The sequence below is a fragment of the Asticcacaulis sp. AC466 genome, from assembly GCF_000495815.1.
GTDB lineage: Bacteria > Pseudomonadota > Alphaproteobacteria > Caulobacterales > Caulobacteraceae > Asticcacaulis.
This window is the reverse complement of record NZ_AWGE01000007.1, coordinates 183,155-204,840: the sequence shown is the minus strand read 5'-3', so window position 1 is coordinate 204,840 and position 21,686 is coordinate 183,155. Positions and strand designations below refer to the sequence as shown.

Genomic DNA, 21,686 nt, shown 5'->3' with positions numbered 1-21,686 from the left:
GCTTTTTTCGTTTTAGGGTCCTAGGTGTGACGGCATTTGCCAATAAAAGTTTACGCTTCTTAAGGATTGTTGCCGCATAGTAATGGTAATGCGTCTTTTAACCCTTTAACCGAGTGTCGCTGTGACTGTGTCGTTTGATACTTCATTGCTGGTGAACTACTATAATGCGAAGGCGGGAATCCCTGCGCAGACGGATAGTTCTGGTTCGTCGACAGGGACGGGCACGACAGGTTCGACCAAGACCAATTCGCCGACTGGCCAGGCCGATGCGCCGCGCGCGCCCTGGGCCGGATCTTCGGGGATGCTGAGCGAAAGCGATCTGGTCACAAAGGTGCTGGGCGGTCAGCGGTTCATCAACTCCAGTGCGGTTACGTCAAACGTCGTCAATGCCTCCCCGGACTATAACAAGCTGTTCACCCTGTATCAGGGCTTGAGCGCCCTGGAAGGACTGGCCACCAAGGCGCAGGATTCGAAGACCTCTGCTCTTGCGCTTGCTGCAATTCAGCGCCGCTTTACGGCCGGAATGGAAGAGGTACGTGGTTATATTTCCGATACCAGTTATGATCACATGGCGCTCAGCCCAGGCACTCTGACCAATGAGCTGAAGAGCACGGTTGGAACGGCGCGGACCGACACGCTCTATACCGCGCCAGCTATTCATTCAGGATCGGCGACCAGTCCGGTGAAGGCCTTTGAAGGTGACGTCAAGTTTTCGATGTCCGTCAAGAAGGTCGGTACGACCGCCCCGTTTACGGTCAACATAGATTTGTCTGATATGGGCACCCAGACCCGCAGCATGTCGAACGTTGTGTCGTACATCAACGGCAAGCTGAAAGAGCAGGGGCTTCAGACACAGTTTAAAGTTAACCGTACGCCGGCGGTTCCAACGACGACGACCGTGAACGGAAAGACGGTAACATTGTCAGCCGGCCAGGATAGTTTTGGTCTGCAAATCAAAGGTGTAACCACCGAAGCCGTGACGATGAGCGCGCCGGCGACGGCGGATTCGGTTTACGTCGTTCAGACAACCGGCGATCCGACCATTACCACAACGAAAAAAAATGCCGATGGGACCTCAACCAAAACCAATGGCGTTTCCTCCCAACTGATAAAGTTCCAGACGGATCAGTCTTCGACGACCGATCAGCCGGATGACCCGATTTCCAAGGTTGGCGCGAAATACTGGGTAGACGGTGAGGCCGGGCAGACTGCTTTGCCGAACAGTGTCGCCAATATTAACGACAACGGCACCTCTCCCGATACGCTAGCCAACGCCCTACAGACGGCCGCAGGGCCCGACGGCTCGGTCTACGTTCTGGCCAATGTTAACAACACGACGGACGACCAGACGATAAAAGGCCGCCAGGACGTGGCGCTGATCAAGTATGATTCGGCAGGTAAGATCGTTTTCACCCGCACGCTTGGCGCTTCTGATTCCGCATCGGGCCTGGCTTTGGCGGTTTCGGCTGATGGTAAGGTGGCCGTTACGGGCTCCGTGACCGGAGCGCTTGATATAGGCGTGACCAAGACGACGACCTACGGCACCGGTACCAATACGGCGACAAGCACGTCGACGACGACGACCAGCCTGACCGGGGCGAACAACACGACATCTGACAGCTTCGTCACCGTTTATGACGCTTCGGGCGTCGAGCAGTGGACGCAACGCCGCGGCAGCTCCGGCGCGGACGAAGCCACATCGGTGACCTTCGGCGATGATGGCTCGGTTTACGTCGGGGGGCGCACGCAAGGGCTTATGCAAGGGGCGTCCGGTCAGGCGAACGGCGGGTGGGACGGCTATGTGATGGGCTTCACGGCTTCTGGTACGCACAAGTTCACGATCCAGACCGGCACAGCCCAGACCGATACGGTTTCGCAGGTGGCAACGGACGGTAACACGCTCTATGTCGCCGGCGTAGAAGGTGGGCAGGCCACCCTAAAAAGTTACACCATGGGATCGCAGGTCGTAGATAAGACGACGACGAACGCACAGGGTGTTACCACGACGACGCAGGTCACCCAATACTCCGCCAACCAGACCGCAGCGCGCAATCTCGGGGGGATCGGCGGGGGCTCTATAAGCGGTATTTCCGTCTATAATGGTCAGGTTTACCTTGGCGGATCCAGCGGCTCTGCCGATCTGCTTGGGGGCGGGAGCAACGCCGCGACCAGCTATTCCGGCGGATATGATGCGTTTGCGCTTCATGTTGATAAGGATCTGACCGTCACGAGCGGCGACCGCGTGGCGTTTTATGGCGGTGCGGGCACGGAAAAGGACGCCAAGGTTCAATTTTCAGACGGCAAGGCCTGGATTTCCGGCCAGACGACCGGGGATATTGCCGGTACAACCAAGATGAACAGCAAGGACGCTTACCTGGCGCGGCTGAATATCGATAGCGGTCAGGTCGAATATCAGACCCGGTATGCCGGCACCAACGGAACCGTGGCGCCGAACGCCATTGCTATTTCCAAGAACTCGTCAAGCGTGCTGGATCGTCTTGGATTGCCGCTGGGCAAGGTCGAAACGACGGATTCCAAACTGATTATTGCAGGGACCAGCGTCCGGACCGGGGATCAGTTCTATCTTGTTGATTCGAAAACGGGAGTAAAAAAGGCGGTCACCATCGACGCGAACGAGACGATGGCCAGTCTGGCCAAAAAGATCAATCGCGCGTCAGGTTACAAGCTGACGGCGAACGTTACGAAGGTGCTCGGCAAGCAGCTTGACCAGTTGGACATTAAGCCAAGCAACAAAAGCTCCGAAATGCAGATCGTAGCTGGCCCGGCCGGTAAGGATGCTCTGGCCGGCCTGGGGCTTGATCCAGGCCTTGTCAGCAATAAGGCTGGGCAGACGATGGACGCGTCGTCGAGTAACTATCTGACATCGCAAAAGGCCATCGGGCTTGATTTCGATACATCTATCAATCTGAATTCGGCCGCCGGTATCACCAAGGCGCTGGCGGCGCTGAAGACGACGATGAAGAACGTGCAGAAGGCCTATACCTATCTGCGTTATGGCGACCCCCAGGACAGCACCAGCACAAAAGCCGGCAAGACGGGCGGGACGGTGCCGCAGTACATGACTGATCAGATCGCCAATTATCAAGCCGCGCTTAACCGTTTGACGGGCGGCGGCTGACCTCCGGAAAAAGGCGGCATAAAAGTGGGGCGGCGCTTTTGAAGGGTTTGCCTTATTTTGGTGTCACAGCTATGGTTAGTCTTCACAACAGTGCGCCGGAAAACTCCGGCTGCCGAGAGGGGAGCTTGCCACTGTGAAGGATCAAAAGCGCTGGATCGCCATTGGGATTGGCGCCACCGTCGCCATAGTTATCGGCATTATTCTGGCCATGGGAATGTCGCATGGCCACAAGGACGATCCGAAGATGAACGATCAGCCGACCGGCCTGACTTTTAAGGTGGCCGACCCAACGCCGACGCTCGATTCCAAAAAGCCGTTACGCTGCTATGTGAGTGGTGCCTATGTCGGCGACGTGACGTTGGCGGAATGCGCCAAGAAGAACGGCGTCGCTGCGCAGCAACTCGATGTTGGTATCGACGATAACGGCAACCAGGTGGCCGCGCCTACGGCGTCGCTGGTCCCCGTTCCCGGCGCGCCTGCCAGCACGCCGCCCACGGCAGCAGAACCCGATCCGGCCCAGGGGGCGGAGGTGGTTCCAAATACCCAGGCCGCCGCCGGGCCAACCGCCGCCTGCCTGCGTTACAGCAGCAATTCCTGGAACAGGTTGGCTGACAACATCACGATCGGCCAATGCGCTATTCTGCTGTACGATGGTCGATGCGTTTCACCGGGCCAGGCCTCTTACGGCCGATGGGGCGGTAAGACATTGCGCCTCGTTCCGAAGCGCGTCGAGCAATCGGATGATAACGCCACCTTCCGCCCTCTGGTCGATCAAGGCCAGGGCTGTTCCGTTCCCATGGTCAGATAGGCAAAGGATATATTATGTCTTCCAGAACGGTTTTGATCATGATGTTCGCTGGTCTGGCGCTGGCTGGATGCGAGAAGCGCGTCAAGGCGCCCGATGTCCTTGGCGCCTGCTATTTTGTCGGTTATCCGGCGGCCGGCGGCTTGAAATTCAACAAGCTGTCTGACAACGAGCCGGATCTGGAGCATTGCGCCGTTCGGCTGTACAACGCACGAATGGACCTGATGGCTACCCGGACGGCCGGAGAGCAGACGATCGGCGCCTATAATGGCATGTTCCTCTTCGCCAGCGGACGCGAAGTGCGATATTCGCGCAACTACGAGGGGCCGGCTTTCCCACTGCTGGTCAAGGCGCCCGACGGACGTCTGGTGGCGCCAGGGGCGGTCGTGCAACAGGAAGCACCACCCAGTGGGCCTGTGACCGTAGATGTGCCGGACAACCTGCCGAAAATGCCGTCCGACGGCAAAAAGTAACAAACTGTGGAAGAGGCGGGGCCGGGGGCGCAAAAGCATCTCCGGCCCTTCCCTTGTGCGCCGTAAGGTTCTAAAGTTAACCATTCGAGTCGCGCGTAAAAGTGTCGCGAATCGGCATGTATGTGAACAAATGGGCGCGTTTAAGCGCCTAGGGTTTATGATAAGGAAATTACGATGGCAGGCAGTGTCAATAAGGTCATTTTGGTTGGCAATCTGGGCAAGGACCCGGAAATTCGCAATATGCCTTCGGGCGACCGTATCGCCAATCTGACAATCGCGACGTCGGAGCAGTGGCGCGACAAGGCGACAGGTGAGCGCAAGGAAAAGACCGAATGGCACCGGGTGGTCATCTTCAATGACAACCTGGCCAAGATTGCGGAGCAATATCTGCGCAAGGGCTCGTCCGTCTATGTCGAGGGCGCCTTGCAAACCCGTAAATGGACCGACCAGAATGGCGTTGAAAAGTATTCGACCGAAGTCGTGCTGCAACGCTTCAACGGCAACCTGACCCTGCTCGGCGGTCGTGGCGAAGGCGGCGGGGCTGCCTCATCCGGCGGCGGTTACGACCAGTACGAAGATTCCTACGGCGGTCCGCCCGCTTCGGCCGGCGCGCGCGCTCAGCCGTCCGGTGCGCCGCAAGCTTTCGATCTTGACGACGAAATCCCGTTCTAGATTTCGAACACAGATACTTTCAGTAGAGCGTTTCAACAATCGTCGCAGCCCTTAGGTGGCTGTGACGATGTAACCAAGATATTGAATATATGAACGATACCACATCCGGCGAAGGTCAGGGACCAGAAGATCAGGAACCGCGCGACGTGCCCGCCAGCCCGTTGCCGCCCGGCATCAGTCACGTTTCTATCGAAGACGAGCTTAAGCGGTCATATCTTGACTATGCGATGAGCGTGATCGTGTCTCGCGCCTTGCCCGACGCGCGGGATGGTCTGAAACCGGTCCATCGTCGTATCTTGTATTCGATGCATCAGTTGGGCATGCAGCCCAACAAATCCTATTCGAAATGCGCCCGCGTCGTCGGCGACGTGTTGGGCCGGTTCCACCCGCACGGTGACCAGTCCGTGTACATGGCTTTGGTACGGATGGCCCAGCCCTTCTCGATGGGGCTGATGCTGATCGACGGCCAGGGCAATTTTGGCTCCGTCGATGGCGATCAGCCGGCATCGATGCGTTATACCGAATGCCGCATGGCGACCTCGGCCGTCGCCCTGCTTCAGGACATCGAACAGGATACGATCGACCTTCAGCCGAATTACGACGGCAAAGAAGAAGAGCCGACGGTTCTGCCGGCGCGCATTCCGAATCTGCTGGTCAACGGGGCAGGCGGCATCGCCGTCGGCATGGCGACCAACATTCCGCCGCACAATTTGGGCGAACTGATCGACGCCTGTATGGCCATGCTCGATAATCCGCAGGTGACGCTCGAAGAACTGCTCGATATCGTGCCCGGACCGGACTATCCGACCGGCGGTGAAATCCTTGGTCGCGCCGGGGCCCGCCAGGCCCTGATGACGGGCCGCGGGTCGGTCGTGACGCGCGGCAAGGCCAGCGTCGAAACCCTTCGCAAGGATCGCGAAGGCATTGTCGTCACCGAATTGCCCTATCAAGTCAATAAGGCGACGTTGATTGAACATATAGCCGACATGGTGCGCGACAAGCGGATCGAAGGCATTGCCGATATTCGCGACGAGTCCGATCGTCAGGGTATGCGCATGGTCATTGAACTGAAGCGAGATGCCTCGGGCGATGTTATTCTCAATCAGCTTTACCGGTTCACAGCGCTGCAATCGTCGTTTGGTGTCAATATGCTGGCACTCAACCACGGCCGCCCGCAGCAGATGGGCCTGCGCAAGCTGCTCGAAATATTCCTCGAGTTCCGCGAAGAAGTGGTCGTCCGCCGTACCCGGTTTGAACTGAACAAGGCGCGTGACCGGGGGCATGTGCTGGTCGGTTTGACGATAGCCGTCGCAAATATTGACGAAGTCATTCATATTATCCGCTCCTCCGCCGATCCGTCGGAAGCGCGCGAACGCCTGTCCAGTCGCACCTGGCCGTCGGGCGACATGGCGCCTTTGATCGACTTGATCGCAGACCCGCGTTCAATTGTGCTGGAAGATTCGTCTGTCCGTCTGACCGACGAACAGGCGCGCGCTATTCTGGCCCTGACCCTCTCGCGGCTGACCGGTCTTGGCCGCGATGAAATCGGCAACGAAGCCCGCCAGTTGGCCAGTGCTATCGCTGAATACCTCGCCATTCTGGGGTCGCGCGAACGCATTGTTGCGATCATTCGTGATGAACTTCTTGAAGTCCGCGCGAATTTTGCCGTGCCGCGCCGTACGGTTATTTTGGACAGCGAAGGCGATATCGAGGACGAAGACCTTATTCCGCGTGAAGATATGGTCGTTACCGTTACGCACTCTGGATACGTCAAACGCACGGCGTTGGCTGCCTATCGTGAGCAACATCGTGGTGGCAAAGGCCGTTCCGGCATGGCGATGAAGGATGAAGACGCCATCACGGGTGTATATTCCGCAACGACTCACCAGCCGATGCTGTTCTTCTCATCCACTGGCAAGGCTTACAAGCTAAAGGTCTGGCGTTTGCCGCTGGGAAATCCGCAATCTAAGGGCAAGGCCTTCGTCAACCTGTTGCCGCTCGATACCGGCGCGACCATCACCAATATTCTGGCGCTGCCGGAAGATGAAGCGGCCTGGGAACGTCAGGACATTATCTTCGCCACGCGAGCCGGCGATATCCGACGCAACAAGCTGTCGGACTTTGTCAATGTCAACCGGGCCGGCAAGATCGCGATGAAGCTGGAAGACGGAGACGCCATTGTCGGGGTCGCCATCTGCACCGAAGACCAGGACGTTCTGTTGTCCACCTCTGGCGGGCGTTCGATCCGCTTCGCGGTCGATGAAGTTCGTGTCTTCAAGGGACGCGATTCGACAGGCGTGCGGGGCGTTCGCCTCCTGGGTGACGACACGGTTATCTCCATGGCCATCCTGAAACGTGTCGATGCCAGCCCGGCAGAGCGCGCGGCCTATTTGAAATATGCGGCTCAGCAGCGGGCCGCCGCCAATGCTGAGGAGGGCGAGGATACACCCGCGCCAGCCGAGGAAGACGGCGAAGAGGGCAGCGAAGAAGCGAGCCTGACACCGGATCGTATCGCCGAACTGTCGGCCGCCGAAGAATTCATTCTAACGGTTTCTGACAATGGCTTTGGCAAGCGTACGTCGTCTTACGATTATCGCCGTACGGGCCGAGGTGGTCAGGGCATTACGGCCATGGACCTGTCCAAGCGGGGCGGGCGTCTGGTCGCTTCGTTCCCGATTCACCTCAGTGACGGTTTGTTGCTGGTGACATCGGGCGGGCAACTGATCCGTACCAATGTCACGACCGTTCGGGTTGCCAGCCGCAATACTCAGGGCGTTACCATCTTCCGAACCTCCGAAGGTCAGAAGGTTGTTTCGGTCGAACGGATTGTCGATTCGGGCGAGGATGAGGGCGGTTCACCGGACGACGTCATCGCGCCTTCCGACGCAAGCTGATCCTAGGTGCTGCGGCATTCTGGGCACTATTAGATATTGGAGGCTGTCCCCGGCGGTTCTAGTGGGGACAGTTTCTAAGGCGGAAAGGGCGCTGTATGAGAATTGGCCTGTACCCGGGGACATTTGATCCCATCACCAACGGCCATAGCGACATTATCGGCCGCGCGGTAAAGCTGGTCGATAAGCTGGTCATTGGCGTAGCGCGCAACGCCGGCAAGGGGCCGATGTTTACCATCGATGAACGCGTAGATATGGTGCGCGAGCAGGTGGCACATCTGGGTGAAAAGGTTGAGGTGCGGCCATTCGAAAGCCTTTTGATGTACTTCGCGCAAGAGGTTGGCGCCGGTGTTATTATTCGCGGCTTGCGCGCGGTGGCAGATTTCGAGTACGAATTTCAGATGACGGCGATGAACCAGCAGCTTAATCGCGACCTGGAGACGGTGTTTTTGATGGCTGATCCGCGGCATCAGGCGATTGCCTCGCGTTTGGTCAAAGAAATAGCCCAATTGGGCGGCAATATCGCGCCGTTTGTGGCTCCCAGTGTGGCGGAACGCCTCCTGGGGAAGGTCAAAACATAGCTGCCCGCGTCCTGCGGCGTGGCGGGGCACAAGTAGAGAGACGGGAAATTTGATGTCGGGTTTGAAAAAGAAGGCGCTCTGGGCGGGGGCGATAGCGGCTTTGATGGCGGCGACATCAGCTTTTGCCCTCGACCCGGGCTATCGGATGCCCGACCCCAATAATACACTCGTGATCGATACGACCAAGGGCCGCGTCATCGTCGAGCTTTACCCTAATATCGCGCCGCAAAGTGCCGAGCGCCTGGTAACCCTTACGCGCCAGCATTTTTATGACGGTATTATCTTTCACCGCGTCATCGAAGATTTCATGGCGCAGACCGGAGATCCGAAAGGGACCGGCATGGGCGGGTCTACCTTGCCTGACGTGAAGGGTGAATTCACCTTGCGACACGATCCCAGCTGGCCGCTCACGGTCGCGACGCGGCCAAGGGGCTCGTTGATTGGTTTTGTCGGAGCCATGCCGGTGCAAAGTCAGGTTAATGAACTGGCGGCCATTACTGCCGACGGTAAGACGATGGCGTGGGGGCTGTATTGCCAGGGCGTCCTTGGCATGGCGCGCGACAACTCCCCGGATTCGGCCAACAGCCAGTTCTTTCTCATGCGCGGCGCGAATTCCAATCTCGAAAAGCACTATACGCCGGTTGGTGTGGTCATCTACGGTCTGGATGTCGTGCGCAAGCTGAAGATTGGTGAGCCGCCGGTTGACCCGGACAAGATGACGACAGTGCGTCTGTTGTCCGACATGCCTGAGGCCGACCGTCCGCAAGTCGAAATCATGGATACAGCTTCGCCACAATTCCAGACCGTCCTTGACGCTGTTCGCAAGGACAAGGGCGAAAACTTCTCCGCCTGTGATGTGACCGTTCCAACCAAATTGTTGAACCCGCCGCCCGTCGCGGCCGACGCGAAGGCAACACCGGCATCAACTGCGGCACCTACTGGACGTTAAGTTCGAAGAAAAAAGCGCCGGTGCCAATCGGCGCTTTTTGCTTGCGGCTATTGTTCACCTAATACGCCGATGTCGCTACGCGATGGCCTGAGGTGTCCGGGTGTGCGTTCTACGGCGACGGCGGCGTGTTTTTTTCTTCGCCATCGACAGTAGCAAGCCTTCGCGTAAGCCCCTGTCGGCGACCCGCAGTCGCTGGCAAGGCCAAAGGCGCTGGACGGCTTCGAGGATAGCCGCGCCCGCAAGCACCAGGTCAGCCCGATCCTTGCCGATGCAGGGTTCAAGTTCGCGCCCGGAGGGGCCAAGGGCGAGCAACCGCTCTATGACTGTCTGGACGTTGTCATGGCTCATCCACAAGCCATCGACCTTGGAACGATCATATCGATCCAACCGCAGGTGCATGCCGGCCAGCGAAGTAATCGCGCCGGAGGTGCCGACAATGTAGGCTTCACCACAATCGAAATGACCACGTAGGCTCTCTGGGGCATCGAAGTCACGCAGCGACCGGCTAACCTCTTCGACCATGTTTTCAAACCATTGACGCGTATCCCCATTGCTCGGCTCGGGAAAGCGCTCTGCGAGATTCACAACGCCTATGGGGAGGGATATCCAGTAGCGTGGTTTGGGCAGCCGCCGCGCCATGCGCAGCGCATTGTTCTGAACGGAGGTTTGCGCGTCGGTTAAGCTCACTTTTGGCGAGGCGGTCACATCATCCGCCAACTCGACCCAGCTCAGCTCCGTCGATCCCCCTCCAACATCCATCACCAGCGCGGCGCGGGCCTGCGGCGTTACTTCACGCCCGTCCAATAGAGAGGCACAGCCGACGACAGAGAGGTGGGCTTCTTCCTCTGGCGTTATAATGGTAAGTCGCAATCCCGTCTCGTGCTCGACGCGAGCGATAAAATCCTGGCCGTTGAGAGCGATGCGGCAGGCTTGAGTCGCGACGGCGCGAATCCGGGCCGCACCGCGCTTTTCAATTTTTTCGGCGCAGATTTTCAGAGCCTTCAACGCACGTTCCATCGCACGTTCATGCAGTCGGCCAGAATGCGCCAGGCCCTCTCCCAGGCGCACGATGCGGGAAAAGGCTTCGACAATACGGAATTGGGAATTGTGCAATGTGGCGATCATCAGGCGGCAGTTATTGGTCCCGAGATCGAGGGCCGCGTAGAGAGTATGGGAATCGCCACCCCGAACGGCCGCATCGCCTGCCGCTCGGCCCTGGCCGGCAGGCGCCATGCGCCGCCGATCTTTTGAGGGAGCCCGATACATGGCTCATACCCCGCTACTGGATGGACGGCGGTCCAACACCATGTTGAAAGCCATGACTTTTGCCATGGCAGCCATCCTTTGAACTGTACTCTAGGCGGGGGACGTGTTCATGCCAACCGATAATTTGGTCGAATGCCGATAGGCTTACGGTTTTGAATAAACCATAAGCGCGGTTCATGAAAATGTATAAGGCGTGACAACCAAGTGGGGAAGGCCAGTGCGAAATGGCGCGCTTTACGGTCTGATGGGCGCGAGAAGAGCGGAGGTTCGAATCGTTCCATGCCACAACAAAGGTCAGCTAAATTCGGCATCGGTCAGGTGGTTAAGCATAACCTGTTTGACTTCCGCGGCGTTGTTTTCGACGTCGACCCCGAATTTTCCGATACAGACGAATGGTGGCTGGCGATTCCGGAAAGCGTGCGACCGCAGAAGGACCAGCCGTTTTATCACTTGTTGGCCACTAATGGTAAGAATTGCTATGTGGCCTATGCGTCTGAGGGCAACCTGTGTCCAGACGATACAGGCCAGCCGCTTCAACATCCGCAAACCACGCTTCTTTTCGAGCGGTTCGAGAACGGGCGCTACCTTCCGAAGCAGCGTATGGCGAATTGAGCCACAATCGGAAGCATTTCTTTACCAGCAGTCAAGGCCTGTCTGTCGAACGGTTCAGTTTCCATTCATGTGTCGCGACCGATATGTAAGGTAAGGACTTGCAAGTTTATCGTCATGAAATTGTCACGCAAATCTTGGAAAGACTTGGTGAGCCCGCTGGGACTCGAACCCAGGACCCTCTGATTAAAAGTCAGATGCTCTAGCCGGCTGAGCTACGGGCTCATGAAGATAAGTCACGCTTGACCCGCTTTTAAAAAGAGTGGATCAAACATGGGCCCTTCATAGAGGGGAGTTTTTGTTTTCGCAAGCGCGAGGCGTTGAAAAAAGACGCTTTTTTTTGGTATTGTTTTTTTATGTGCGGAATAGGCTATAACGGGGTAAGTCAGTGCCTCCCAAAAGGTGTTGGTGGTCTGAAGTGGTGAGGGGGACTTTGATGAAGCCTGGCGTAACGGTAGACAAATGTCTCCGAAGTTGCGCGGTAATCGCGTTGGCGGCTGGCGCGCTGCTGTCCGGGTGCGCGTCCAAGCCACGTTACAATCCGGCCGGTACTTACCCAGAGACCAGCAGCGCCCCTGATAGTCGTGGCCGTGCCAAGGATCCTCAGGCTGTGAGGTCCAGCACCGACGATCAAAACGAAAGCTGGGGCGATGCTGTTATGGCCCCCCTTGAAGACTTGAATTTGCGCAAGCGCGACATTCCTGAAATTCTGTCACGGGCCGTGGTTAAGCCCTACGACCTGACCGGGCTGGACGGTTGCGACGCCATAGCGGCAGAGGTGATCAAGCTAGACAGCCTGCTTGGTGCCGATTTCGACGAGCCGCCGCCGCCGGCCGACACGCGCACCCTGACCGAAAAAGGCGGGTCTATGGCGGGCGATGCCGCGCGCGGTTCTGTTCGTAATGCGACCCGCAGTATTATTCCGTTCCGTGGGTTGGTCCGGCAAGTCACCGGCGCGCAACGTCACCAAAAGGAAATGGACACAGCTATTCAGGCGGGCAAGGTTCGACGCGCCTATCTTAAAGGCGTGGGCATGAACAAGAATTGCGCTCCACCGGCCGCGCCGTCGTGGTTCGTGCCGCGCGTCTATACCGATACCTATTCGGACGGCAATTTGGGAAAGCCCAAGCCTATTAAGGTGCCGGAAAAGCCGCGCAAGAAATCACGGCGTTAAGTCTATGTCATTGCTCTGGGCGAGATGACATCCAATGGGACGTCGTCTCGCCCAGAACTTATGATTGTACGTCCGTTGGTGCCGTCCATCGGGCGCGAAGATCGGCTCGCAAGGCGTCGAACGAGCCGTCCGTGATGGCGGCTCGCATGCGAATCATAAGAGCCTGGAAGAAAGCGATATTGTGCCAGCTCAGTAGAGTCTGGCCGAGGATTTCCTCCGCCTTGACCAGATGATGCAGATAGGCCTTGGAATAGTCCCGACTGGCAGGGCAATCGCTTGTCGGGTCCAACGGCGCGTCGTCTTCAGCGAATCGGGCGTTTTTCAGGTTGAGCGGACCGTCCCAGGTCCAGACCTGGCCATGGCGGCCTGAGCGGGTCGGCAGCACGCAGTCGAACATGTCCACGCCGCGGGCAACGCCCTCCAGAAGGTCAATTGGCTTGCCGACGCCCATGAGATAGCGCGGACGCTCCCAAGGCAGGATCGGCGCGCAGTAGTCGAGCGTGTCGCACATGGCCTGATGGCCTTCGCCGACTGCCAGTCCACCGATGGCGTAACCGTCAAAGCCGATATTGAGCAGCCGCTCCGTCGATTCGCGGCGCAAGTGCTCAAAGGTCGAGCCCTGCTGGATGCCGAACAGGGCCTGGGTGTCGCGCGTACCAAACGCCGCCTTGGAGCGCAGCCCCCAGCGGGCTGACAACTGTAACGCTTCCCTCGCGCGTTTTTCGTCGGCCGGGTAGGAAACGCATTCGTCCAGTTGCATAACGATATCGGAACCCAGCAGGTCCGCCTGGATTTCGATTGACCGTTCCGGCGACAAAACGTGCTTCGAACCGTCTATGTGCGAGGCAAAGGTGACCGCGTCTTCCTTGACCTTGGATATCTTGGACAGGCTCATGACCTGGAAGCCGCCGCTGTCGGTCAGAATCGGCGCATCCCACCCCATGAATGTGTGCAGGCCGCCAAGCCGCGCGATGCGCTCAGCGGTCGGGCGCAGCATGAGATGATAGGTGTTGCCCAGAATGATCTTGGCGTGCGCCTGCTTCACCATATCGAGCGTCAGAGCCTTAACCGTGGCAGCGGTGCCCACCGGCATAAAAATAGGTGTCGGAATATCGCCACGGGGTGTCTTAAGGACGCCCGTCCTGGCCTGTCCCTGGGAAGCGGTAATTGTAAACGGAAAAGCGGTCATTTGGATATATTGGTTAGCAGCGACGCGTCGCCATAGGAAAAGAAGCGGTAGCCTGTATCGATGGCGTGGCGATAGGCTTTTTTCATGTTTTCGGTGCCGGCAAGGGCGCAGACAAGCATGAAGAGTGTTGATTTGGGCAGGTGAAAATTGGTGATCAGCAGGTCGCAGGATCGCACATTTACGCCGGGCGTTATAAAAATGGCCGTCTCGGCGCTGAATGGGTGAATGGCCCCTTGCGGATCGCAAGCTGATTCCAGGAGCCGCAGTGAGGTCGTGCCAACACAGATAATCCGATTTCCGGCGGCGCGGGCGGCATTGATACGCGCCGCGGCGTCTTCGCTGACCACGCCGAACTCGGCATGCATCACATGGTCACGCGTATCTTCAACCTTGACCGGCAGGAAGGTTCCTGCGCCGACATGCAGGGTGACGCGAACGAAAGACACGCCCCGTTCATCCAGCTTTTTCAGTAGGGCCGGCGTAAAGTGCAAGCCGGCGGTGGGCGCCGCCACCGACCCTTCGTCGGTCGCGAATATGGTCTGATAGTCGCGCTTGTCCTGCTCGTCCTCATGCCGCTTGGAACGGATATAGGGGGGCAGAGGCATGCCGCCTACGACGTGCAGGCGCTCCAGGAGTTCGTGCGGACTATGGTAAAAATCGAGCGTATATAGTCCGTTATCATCTTTTGCCGACACGCGGGCGCGTAACTCCGCCCCATCGCTTTTGAACAGCAAGTTATCGCCCGGTTTGACTTTGCGACCGGGTTTCAGGAAGGCCTGCCATTGCGCCGGTCCCGTCGATTTGACGAGGGTAGCTTCTATGCTGACCGTGCTGTCGTCGCGCAGGCGAACGCCGTCAAGCTGGGTCGGGAGGACGCGGGTGTCATTGACGACAAGAACGTCGCCAGGCAGCAAAAAATCAGCAATGTCCCCGACATGGCTGTCAGTCAGGCGGCTGCCGTCGACGCGAAGCAGTTTTGCTGCCTCGCGGGGTTCGGCGGGGCGTAAGGCTATGCGGTCTTCGGGGAGGTCGAAATCGAAATCTGAAATTAACATGCCGCGTCTCAAACGCGGAAATGGCGGTCAGGTCAATACTTAAACTAAACCGTCAAATCGCTATTGGGCGTGTGTGCGACCTCACCACGGCGGGCGTGAAGCCACGCCAGTCCTTCGTCAAGCGTATTGAAATTCGCCAATGTGCGCGCTGGAAACAAGCCCTGCGTTATGGATAAACGGGCGCGAACCAACGCATCATCACTTATAATAGCGGTAAAGGCGCCAGCATCGCGGCCTTGCGCCAATCCGTTCCACCGCGTGGCCAAGTCCTCAATTTCCGTTGTCATTATGGTGCCGTCGAACCGGCGCATGTCTATTATGCTGTCGTAGGTCCAGGCATCCGGTATGTCGAGGAGTTGCAACATCATGGTGTTGTTTACGTCTTCACCGCCTAATTCGCCGATATAGCGGATCGTCATGATCTTGGTCGTGTTGTCTATGGACAAGGTAACGCGCGAGCGGGCCATTGCAAGTTCCCAGCAGACTGACGCTTTAATAGACGCCTGTACAGTAGAGACCTATCAGAGTCGCCCTTAAGGTTTAGTTGACGTAGCGGTAATAGCGGAGCGGCAATTTTATCAAGCTGATAGACGCAGAGGTAGCGGGGGCGCCTTGAGCCAGTCTAGACCTTCGTCGAATGTATCGAAAAAATCGATACGGCGATGCACGAGCGCATCGACATGCGGGAGCAGTAGAGACCGTAAGGAGAGGTCGGAGCTAACCACGGCCAACTGTCTGCTTAGGGGTGGATATAGGGTTTCAGGACAGTCGAGTTTTCGCCAACGCTCCAGAATGGTCGAGACATCCGACTCATTTATCACGCCAATGAAGCGACGAAAGTCGAAGAGGACGTTATATTTCCAGGGATGAGCTACCAGGCTCAGATGCCCGATTAAATCGGGCTTCTCATCCGTCTCTTCGCGCCATCGATACAGGCGTATGACCAAAACCAAATTGTCGGTATCTACGGTCAGGCGAAGATGGGGTCGGCTACTCTTACTCATGATGTACTCATTTACGCTACAGCGGGCACTACCTCTGATAGTTTTCACCGTAGCGTAAACGAGTTTAACGAAGGCTTTAGAGCCGCGCGGAATTAGGCGTCGGCGGCAACTTTCATCGAAACGATCTTGCCCGGCGTGCGGGGCGGCTCGCCCTTGGGCAGAGCATCGACATTTTCCATGCCTTCGGTGACTTGGCCCCAGACGGTATACTGGTTGTCGAGGAAGCGGGCGTCGTCGAAGCAGATGAAGAATTGGCTGTCGGCCGAATCCGGGTTTTGCGAACGGGCCATCGAACAGACGCCGCGGACGTGCGGTTCGCTGTTAAATTCCGCTTTCAACTTCTTCCCTGAGCCGCCGAAGCCCTGGCCCTGAGGGTCACCGCCCTGAGCCATGAAGCCCGGGATCACGCGGTGAAAGACGATGCCGTCATAAAAGCCTTCACGCGCCAATTCCTTGATACGCGCGACATGGTTCGGCGCCAGGTCCGGGCGCAGGCGGATGGTGACCGGACCGGTGTCCAGCGTCAGGATCAAAGTGTTTTCGGGATCGTCGGACATGGATGTCTCCTTTGGTTTGGATGCGCCTGACATAGGGGTTCGGTTGCGGAATTGCAAAATAAAACTCGTTGGTTTCGTACCGTGTCTAGGCGGTGCATTCGGCAGGCTTCTTTTCGTCGGCGCCGTACATGGCGCAGGACCGGTCGATTTCGCCCTGGATCATTTCGCAACTATTTTGAACGTTACAGGGGGGATGGGTCGCCGGCGAAACCTGGATGCAGCGTTTGACGAGGCGGTCAGCCGCAGCCTTGCCTATGGCGGCCAGACAGGTGCCCTCGCGTGGGGTATCTGGGCGCGACAGGCTGTCGGACGCCATGCTCTGAGAGGAGGCGCTGATCGCAGCGGCTGCCTGCTCAGCCATTTGCGACGCCTCTGCCGGACTAGCTACCTCGGCTGGCTTTTCACGCGGGGAACAGGCGGACAAAAGGGCGAGGGCGGAGATAAGGATGGCTTTGCGCATGAGAGGTCCTTTCGGTTCACTGCCTCATAGCAGTGACGCGCGTAAGAAAAAAATAGTTTCCGCAAATCCGGTAAAACCAAGTATAGAGCCCGTCATGAATGACGATACCCAAGATGAACCCCGCCGCCGCATGGTCAAGCCGCCTGAAGGCGGTAATCTGTCTGGCCGGGCCAAGGGGCACACGGCGGTCAAGACGGCGCGCTTTCGCACCCAGTCTTCGGCGAAGTGGCTGGAGCGGCAACTGAATGATCCATACGTCCAAAAGGCCAAGGCCGAAGGATGGCGGTCGCGCGCCGCCTTCAAGCTGATCGAATTGGACGAGCGATTCCATTTCCTGCGCAAAGGTGTGCGCGTGGTCGATCTGGGCTGCGCGCCAGGCGGTTGGGTACAGGTTGCTATCAAACGCGGCGCCTCCCATGTCGTCGGCGTCGATTTGTTGCCGGTTGACCCGATCGCGGGCGCCGAGATGATCGAGGCGGATTTCACCGACCCCGCCATCGGGTTGCGTCTGATGGAGATGATGGGTGGAAAGCCTGATGTCGTCTTGTCGGATCTGGCTCACAACACAGTGGGACATAAGCAGACTGACCACCTGAAGATTATGGGCCTTCTTGAAATGGCTGGGGATTTCGCGCTCGATAACCTGAAGCCCGGCGGCACGTTTGTCGCCAAGGCGTTTCAGGGCGGCGAAACCGAGCAATTGCTTCTTAAACTAAAGCACACCTTCGATACGGTGAAGCATTTCAAGCCGAAGTCCAGCCGCGCCGGTTCTACGGAAATCTATATTGTCGCCCAAAATTTCAGAGGCTCATAATACCGGGGCTGATAATTTGGTTGTCGCAATGTACCGACAGGATTAGGATTGCAACCAACCTGGAGGGTGCATGAAGAAGCTGCTTGCCGCCGTTATCGTCGTTGTGCTGGTTTTTCTGGCGATCTGGACCGTTCCCTACTGGACGCATGGCTCTAAGGACGTTGTGGTGACTGGCGTCGATCATAAAGTCATGAAGGACCACGGACAGGTGAAAGACGTCTATCTTGTCTTCACTACCGACGAAACCTACAAGAATGTCGACAGCCCGGCCTATCTGAAATTCAATTCTTCCGACATCCAGGGCAAGCTGATCCAGACGGGCCGTTTCCGCATCAGCTATTACGGGTTCCGCATTCCGATGTTTTCTATGTACAAGAACATCACCAAGGCGGAAAAAATTTCGTAGGCTGGAAAGGCCAGATCGCGTTTAGAGCAGCGACTTTGTGGCCACATTCTCCCATTTGACCTGTGACGGTTGTTCGGGGGCGTAGTGCGGGCTTGGGACGAATCGCTCAAGACGCCGCGCAAGCGACAGTTCGGTAATGGGCTTTACGATATAGTCATCAGCGCCAAGTTTGAGGGCCTTCTGGACATCGTCTCTGCCATGACTCGCCGACATTACAATAACGGGCGTTTGGGCAGCTTCTGGAATGCGATTTCGCAGGGACAGGAACTGAAAACCGTCCACATTGGGCATGTTCAGGTCCAGCAGAATGCCATCCGGCTTATATTTGACAATGTACGCAAGGCCGCGAAGGCCGTCATTGGCGATGTTTATAGTGTATCCCAGGCTTCCAAGAACCAGATGAGCGAAATCCGTGACCATACTGTCGTCATCCACGATCAGGATAGATTTACGGCGCGGCTTAATTTGCTGCATCGCCATGTCACCTTCGAAAAGCGTTAATAAGGCAAAATACGCTGCCGAACATAACGGTGTTATATAATAAATCAGACCTTACTATTTCATGAATGGTCTGGGTTTAAGGGTTGGTCTAAGGCTGTGAGACCGCCTTCAGAAATCGGCGCACTTTCTCAGTCGCGTCCGCTACGTCAAACGGTTTGGTTATATAGCCGGCAGCACCGGCATTCATGCCCCGCTCAATATTTTCAGGCGCGTCGCTGGCAGTGATCATGACAATTGGCGTGCCACGAAATTCTCCCGACGTCTGGAGCGTTTCAAGGAATTTCAGGCCGGTTATGGCGCCGGGCATTATATCGTCGAGCAAGACGAGAGAGGGGTTGTGGCGGCGCATCATGACCAGCGCTTCATCGCTGTTAACTGCGGTCAGAACACGCGCCTCATGGCTGAACAGACCTGTGAACAAGTCACGCATGTCGGGGTCATCATCAACAACCAGCATCACCGGCCGGTTGGGGACATCCTGTTGCGGCGTGGTGGCGACCGACGGCGGCCGGCGACCGAAGGACACTCGCTGTGCCGAAACGCCACGAATTTCATCTCGGCCCAGGGCGTTGCGACACGCAACCACCAGCGAATAGATAAGTTCCATCAGCTCGCGGGCCGGCATGTCCGGTCGCTCTTTTAGGCGGACATCGATTTCTCTGGCACTGGCGGAGATGCGCGGAAAACCGTAGGTTTTTCCGGTGCCGGACAACCGATGCGCGACGTTGCCTAACGCCACACGACCGTCCGCGTCCAGGCTGCCGTCCTCGCAATGGCGCAAGGCGGCCTCCACCGTCGTCAGGAGATTTGACATCGTTTCCAGATACCTTTTTCGCAGCGTATGCATGTGCGCATCCAGCTCTGTCGGCATACGGCTCTCAGCTCTTTGCTGCATGGAACGACTCCCAGGCGTTTTGAACGTCCGCCGCCAGCGTCATGGCGTCAAACGGCTTGGCGATGACGGATGTCACCCCTTGTTTAAGGTAGGTCTTGATTTCAGCGGATTGGACGCGCGCTGTCATAAAAATGACAGGGATGCCCTTCAACCTGGAGACCTTGCGCAAGGCCGCGAAGACATCGGGGCCGGTTTGTCCCGGCATCATAACATCCAACATGATCAGGTCTGGCATTGTCGCTTCCGCCTGCGCCACAGCGTCCTGACCGCCTTCGCAGCAGAAGACCTCATATCCGCCAATACGCTCCAGGCACATCTGGGTCACATCGAGAATATCGCGTTCATCGTCAATACAAAGAATGCGCTTCAGTGGCGGACTCATGAGGCGCGCGCTTCGGAAAAGGCGGGGATCGTTTCGACGGGTAATTCGACCCAGAATGTGGTGCCGCCACCAGGCGCGCAATCGTAGCCGATCGTGCCGTTCATATGTTCGAGGATTTGCCTGCAAATATAGAGCCCGAGGCCGGCTCCTTGTTTGGTGCGGGTGAGGGCGTCATCGGCCTGTGAGAACTTGCCGAAAATTCGCCGCCGGAAATCTTCGCGAATGCCCGGACCTTGGTCAGCAACGCTGATGCGTATCGCCCCGGTAGGCATTTCGGCGACAGAGACGGTAACGGTGCTGCCTGCGGGGGAAAATTTCGCTGCATTAGATAACAGGTTCGCCATGACCTGACCCAGGCGCTTTGAGTCGACGTTGACAAACGTGTCGGCGGAGACATCAGACGGCGCCATGACTATGCTGACGCCGTATTTGAGGGCATAGACGGCATTGGCTTCAATGGACTGCTCGACTATAGGCATCAACGCGTCCGGCCGTATATCGAAGTACATATGGGCGGAATCGATTTTGTCGATATCCAGGATGTCGTTGATGAGCCGGATCAATCTTTCGCTGTTACGATTGGCGATGTTTACGAGATGAGTGACCGGCTCGGGTAAGGTATGGGACAAATCGCCGGAGATGAGGCCCAGTGCGGCGTGGATGGCGGTGACGGGCGTACGCAATTCATGGCTGACCAGCGAAATAAACTCGCTTTTCATGTTTTCGATCTGCTTGCGCTGAATGGCGTGGCGCATCGACCGGTTTAAAGCGGAGACGCTGGCGCGGTCCTTAAGCAGATAGTCTTGTGCCCCGTTTTCCATGGCGCTCAACTCTGTTGCCCGGTCGTCGCTGCCAGTCAGAATAACCACGGGCACCTTGGGCGCAAGAGCTTGCAGCGCCTGCAAACCGCTAAAGCCGATTGCGTCCGGCAACCCAAGATCCAGCAGAACGACGTCAAAGTCGCCGGTTTCCAGTGCCTGTTTTGCCGAGGTGATATCGGCTACCCGTTTGATACGATAGGCGGAGGGCGTCGCCTGCAAAAGCGTGCGTTCGATATAGAGTGCTTCAGGCCGGGAGTCTTCGACTAGTAAAATACGCAGTACGTTCGGTCCGAAATGTAAAAGCCTGTCCATTATTCTACCCTGAGGCGACCTTGAGGGCCGTTTACAGCCTCCTCAAACATTGCACAACCATCAATGGAGCGCTTCGATGGTTACTAAATCTATAAGGTAGAGGGCTGGCGGCCCGGTCGCCTCTCTCTCGGCGTCTGACATTTTGGGCCCGTTTTATATGCAGGTGACGGCAGGGCGCCCCATTTTCTAGAGGCTGCTGGAGGCTATTTTTCTTGGCTTTACGATATCGAGCTGTTACCTTCTCCATGCCCGGACGAGACGCGCCGTACCCGGTTAAGACAAGACGACGCTTGTTTGTTTTTGCAACAAAAGAGCGTGATCACAATGTCGTCATTTCTGCCTTTACCATGGGTATGTCTCATCGCCGCCGGACTGTTCGAAGTCTGCTGGGCTATAGGTCTTAAGTACAGCCAGGGCTTTACCAAGCCCGTCGCCTCCATATTCACCCTCGTCACCTTGGCGCTTAGCATGTTTCTACTTGCCAAGGCGGTGGAAACTCTACCGATCGGCACCGCCTATGCCGTCTGGGTCGGTATAGGTGCCCTGGGCGCGGCCATTCTTGGCATATTTGTCTTCCACGAGGCGGTGACGCCGCTACGTATCGTCTTTCTCATCATGCTTTTATGCGCGATTGTTGGCTTGAAAGCGACGTCGGGCGGGCAAGCGTGATCGCGGCATGACCTTTGAAACAAATATTTTCCTTGAAGGCCTTTACGTAGCCATCCGATTCC

Annotated in this window: 23 protein-coding genes, 1 tRNA gene and 1 riboswitch; of the genes, 12 read left to right on the top strand and 12 right to left on the bottom strand. The window is 57.2% G+C overall.

The genetic code is table 11. From position 1 onward, the window contains the following. Positions 1-121 precede the first annotated feature (121 nt). The 7 genes from AEAC466_RS31475 to AEAC466_RS31445 all read left to right on the top strand — a co-directional run bounded on the left by AEAC466_RS31475 (position 122) and on the right by AEAC466_RS31445 (position 9,510). The gene (locus AEAC466_RS31475) at positions 122-3,139 is read left to right on the top strand and encodes a transcriptional regulator (protein ID WP_235074229.1); all 3,018 of its coding nucleotides are present in this window, start codon (positions 122-124) and stop codon (positions 3,137-3,139) included. A 133-nt stretch (positions 3,140-3,272) separates the two neighbouring features. Next, positions 3,273-3,947 carry a hypothetical protein gene (locus AEAC466_RS31470; RefSeq protein ID WP_023457784.1) on the top strand — a complete coding sequence of 225 codons (675 nt, stop codon included), beginning with the start codon at positions 3,273-3,275 and terminating at the stop codon, positions 3,945-3,947. A gap of 14 nt (positions 3,948-3,961) precedes the next feature. Beyond that, on the top strand, positions 3,962-4,417 hold the full coding sequence (locus AEAC466_RS31465) for a hypothetical protein (protein WP_023457783.1): 456 nt from the start codon (positions 3,962-3,964) through the stop codon (positions 4,415-4,417). 174 nt (positions 4,418-4,591) lie between these two features. Further along, positions 4,592-5,089 carry a single-stranded DNA-binding protein gene (gene ssb / locus AEAC466_RS31460; protein WP_023457782.1) on the top strand — a complete coding sequence of 166 codons (498 nt, stop codon included), beginning with the start codon at positions 4,592-4,594 and terminating at the stop codon, positions 5,087-5,089. Positions 5,090-5,178: 89 nt separating this feature from the next. Further along, entirely contained in the window at positions 5,179-7,983 is a 2,805-nt protein-coding gene (gyrA, locus tag AEAC466_RS31455; RefSeq protein ID WP_023457781.1) for a DNA gyrase subunit A, read from the top strand. 95 nt (positions 7,984-8,078) lie between these two features. Next, positions 8,079-8,561, top strand: coding sequence for a pantetheine-phosphate adenylyltransferase (gene coaD / locus AEAC466_RS31450; protein ID WP_023457780.1), 483 nt, complete (start codon positions 8,079-8,081; stop codon positions 8,559-8,561). A gap of 52 nt (positions 8,562-8,613) precedes the next feature. Continuing rightward, positions 8,614-9,510 carry a peptidylprolyl isomerase gene (locus tag AEAC466_RS31445; RefSeq protein WP_023457779.1) on the top strand — a complete coding sequence of 299 codons (897 nt, stop codon included), beginning with the start codon at positions 8,614-8,616 and terminating at the stop codon, positions 9,508-9,510. Positions 9,511-9,585: 75 nt separating this feature from the next. Here AEAC466_RS31445 and AEAC466_RS31440 read toward each other — a convergent pair whose 3' ends face one another. Continuing rightward, the gene (locus AEAC466_RS31440; RefSeq protein WP_235074228.1) at positions 9,586-10,776 is read right to left on the bottom strand and encodes a Ppx/GppA phosphatase family protein; all 1,191 of its coding nucleotides are present in this window, start codon (positions 10,774-10,776) and stop codon (positions 9,586-9,588) included. Positions 10,777-11,055: 279 nt separating this feature from the next. Between AEAC466_RS31440 and hspQ the strand changes: the two genes are divergently transcribed. Then, positions 11,056-11,388, top strand: a complete 333-nt coding sequence (gene hspQ, locus AEAC466_RS31435; protein ID WP_023457777.1) for a heat shock protein HspQ — start codon at positions 11,056-11,058, stop codon at positions 11,386-11,388. Between the two features lie 145 nt (positions 11,389-11,533). On the opposite strand, the gene AEAC466_RS31430 is transcribed toward hspQ, so the two are convergent. Next, positions 11,534-11,610: transfer RNA gene (locus tag AEAC466_RS31430), tRNA-Lys, on the bottom strand. A gap of 385 nt (positions 11,611-11,995) precedes the next feature. Between AEAC466_RS31430 and AEAC466_RS31425 the strand changes: the two genes are divergently transcribed. Next, positions 11,996-12,559 (top strand): hypothetical protein, encoded by a 564-nt coding sequence (locus AEAC466_RS31425; protein ID WP_023457776.1) that lies wholly within the window; start codon positions 11,996-11,998, stop codon positions 12,557-12,559. A gap of 58 nt (positions 12,560-12,617) precedes the next feature. Here AEAC466_RS31425 and tgt read toward each other — a convergent pair whose 3' ends face one another. The 6 genes from tgt to AEAC466_RS31395 form a co-directional block, all read right to left on the bottom strand. Continuing rightward, on the bottom strand, positions 12,618-13,748 hold the full coding sequence (gene tgt / locus AEAC466_RS31420; protein WP_031238528.1) for a tRNA guanosine(34) transglycosylase Tgt: 1,131 nt from the start codon (positions 13,746-13,748) through the stop codon (positions 12,618-12,620). Further along, positions 13,745-14,803, bottom strand: a complete 1,059-nt coding sequence (gene queA / locus AEAC466_RS31415; protein ID WP_023457774.1) for a tRNA preQ1(34) S-adenosylmethionine ribosyltransferase-isomerase QueA — start codon at positions 14,801-14,803, stop codon at positions 13,745-13,747. Before queA ends, tgt begins: the two co-directional genes overlap by 4 nt. Before the next feature lie 44 nt (positions 14,804-14,847). Next, the gene (locus tag AEAC466_RS31410; RefSeq protein ID WP_023457773.1) at positions 14,848-15,270 is read right to left on the bottom strand and encodes a hypothetical protein; all 423 of its coding nucleotides are present in this window, start codon (positions 15,268-15,270) and stop codon (positions 14,848-14,850) included. A 111-nt stretch (positions 15,271-15,381) separates the two neighbouring features. Next, positions 15,382-15,807 (bottom strand): hypothetical protein, encoded by a 426-nt coding sequence (locus tag AEAC466_RS31405; RefSeq protein ID WP_023457772.1) that lies wholly within the window; start codon positions 15,805-15,807, stop codon positions 15,382-15,384. A 92-nt stretch (positions 15,808-15,899) separates the two neighbouring features. After that, positions 15,900-16,364, bottom strand: a complete 465-nt coding sequence (locus AEAC466_RS31400; protein ID WP_023457771.1) for a peptidylprolyl isomerase — start codon at positions 16,362-16,364, stop codon at positions 15,900-15,902. A gap of 85 nt (positions 16,365-16,449) precedes the next feature. Continuing rightward, positions 16,450-16,824 (bottom strand): hypothetical protein, encoded by a 375-nt coding sequence (locus AEAC466_RS31395; RefSeq protein ID WP_023457770.1) that lies wholly within the window; start codon positions 16,822-16,824, stop codon positions 16,450-16,452. A gap of 94 nt (positions 16,825-16,918) precedes the next feature. On the opposite strand from AEAC466_RS31395, the gene AEAC466_RS31390 reads away from it, so the two are divergent. Beyond that, positions 16,919-17,638: an RlmE family RNA methyltransferase gene (locus AEAC466_RS31390; protein WP_023457769.1), complete on the top strand. Its 720-nt coding sequence runs from the start codon at positions 16,919-16,921 to the stop codon at positions 17,636-17,638. 70 nt (positions 17,639-17,708) lie between these two features. Then, positions 17,709-18,044 (top strand): DUF1523 family protein, encoded by a 336-nt coding sequence (locus AEAC466_RS31385; RefSeq protein ID WP_023457768.1) that lies wholly within the window; start codon positions 17,709-17,711, stop codon positions 18,042-18,044. 21 nt (positions 18,045-18,065) lie between these two features. On the opposite strand, the gene AEAC466_RS45200 is transcribed toward AEAC466_RS31385, so the two are convergent. The 4 genes from AEAC466_RS45200 to AEAC466_RS31370 form a co-directional block, all read right to left on the bottom strand. Further along, complete coding sequence (locus AEAC466_RS45200) at positions 18,066-18,464, bottom strand: response regulator (RefSeq protein WP_369794501.1); 399 nt, start codon at positions 18,462-18,464, stop codon at positions 18,066-18,068. 169 nt (positions 18,465-18,633) lie between these two features. Then, positions 18,634-19,440, bottom strand: coding sequence for a response regulator (locus tag AEAC466_RS43700; protein ID WP_081714592.1), 807 nt, complete (start codon positions 19,438-19,440; stop codon positions 18,634-18,636). After that, entirely contained in the window at positions 19,424-19,822 is a 399-nt protein-coding gene (locus AEAC466_RS31375; protein ID WP_023457765.1) for a response regulator, read from the bottom strand. The genes AEAC466_RS43700 and AEAC466_RS31375 overlap by 17 nt, the downstream gene beginning before the upstream one ends. Next, complete coding sequence (locus AEAC466_RS31370) at positions 19,819-20,955, bottom strand: sensor histidine kinase (protein WP_023457764.1); 1,137 nt, start codon at positions 20,953-20,955, stop codon at positions 19,819-19,821. The genes AEAC466_RS31375 and AEAC466_RS31370 overlap by 4 nt, the downstream gene beginning before the upstream one ends. 232 nt (positions 20,956-21,187) lie before the next feature. Beyond that, positions 21,188-21,248, top strand: a riboswitch (guanidine-III (ykkC-III) riboswitch). 31 nt (positions 21,249-21,279) lie between these two features. Between AEAC466_RS31370 and AEAC466_RS31365 the strand changes: the two genes are divergently transcribed. After that, entirely contained in the window at positions 21,280-21,624 is a 345-nt protein-coding gene (locus tag AEAC466_RS31365) for a DMT family transporter (protein WP_023457763.1), read from the top strand. Positions 21,625-21,686: the final 62 nt, after the last annotated feature.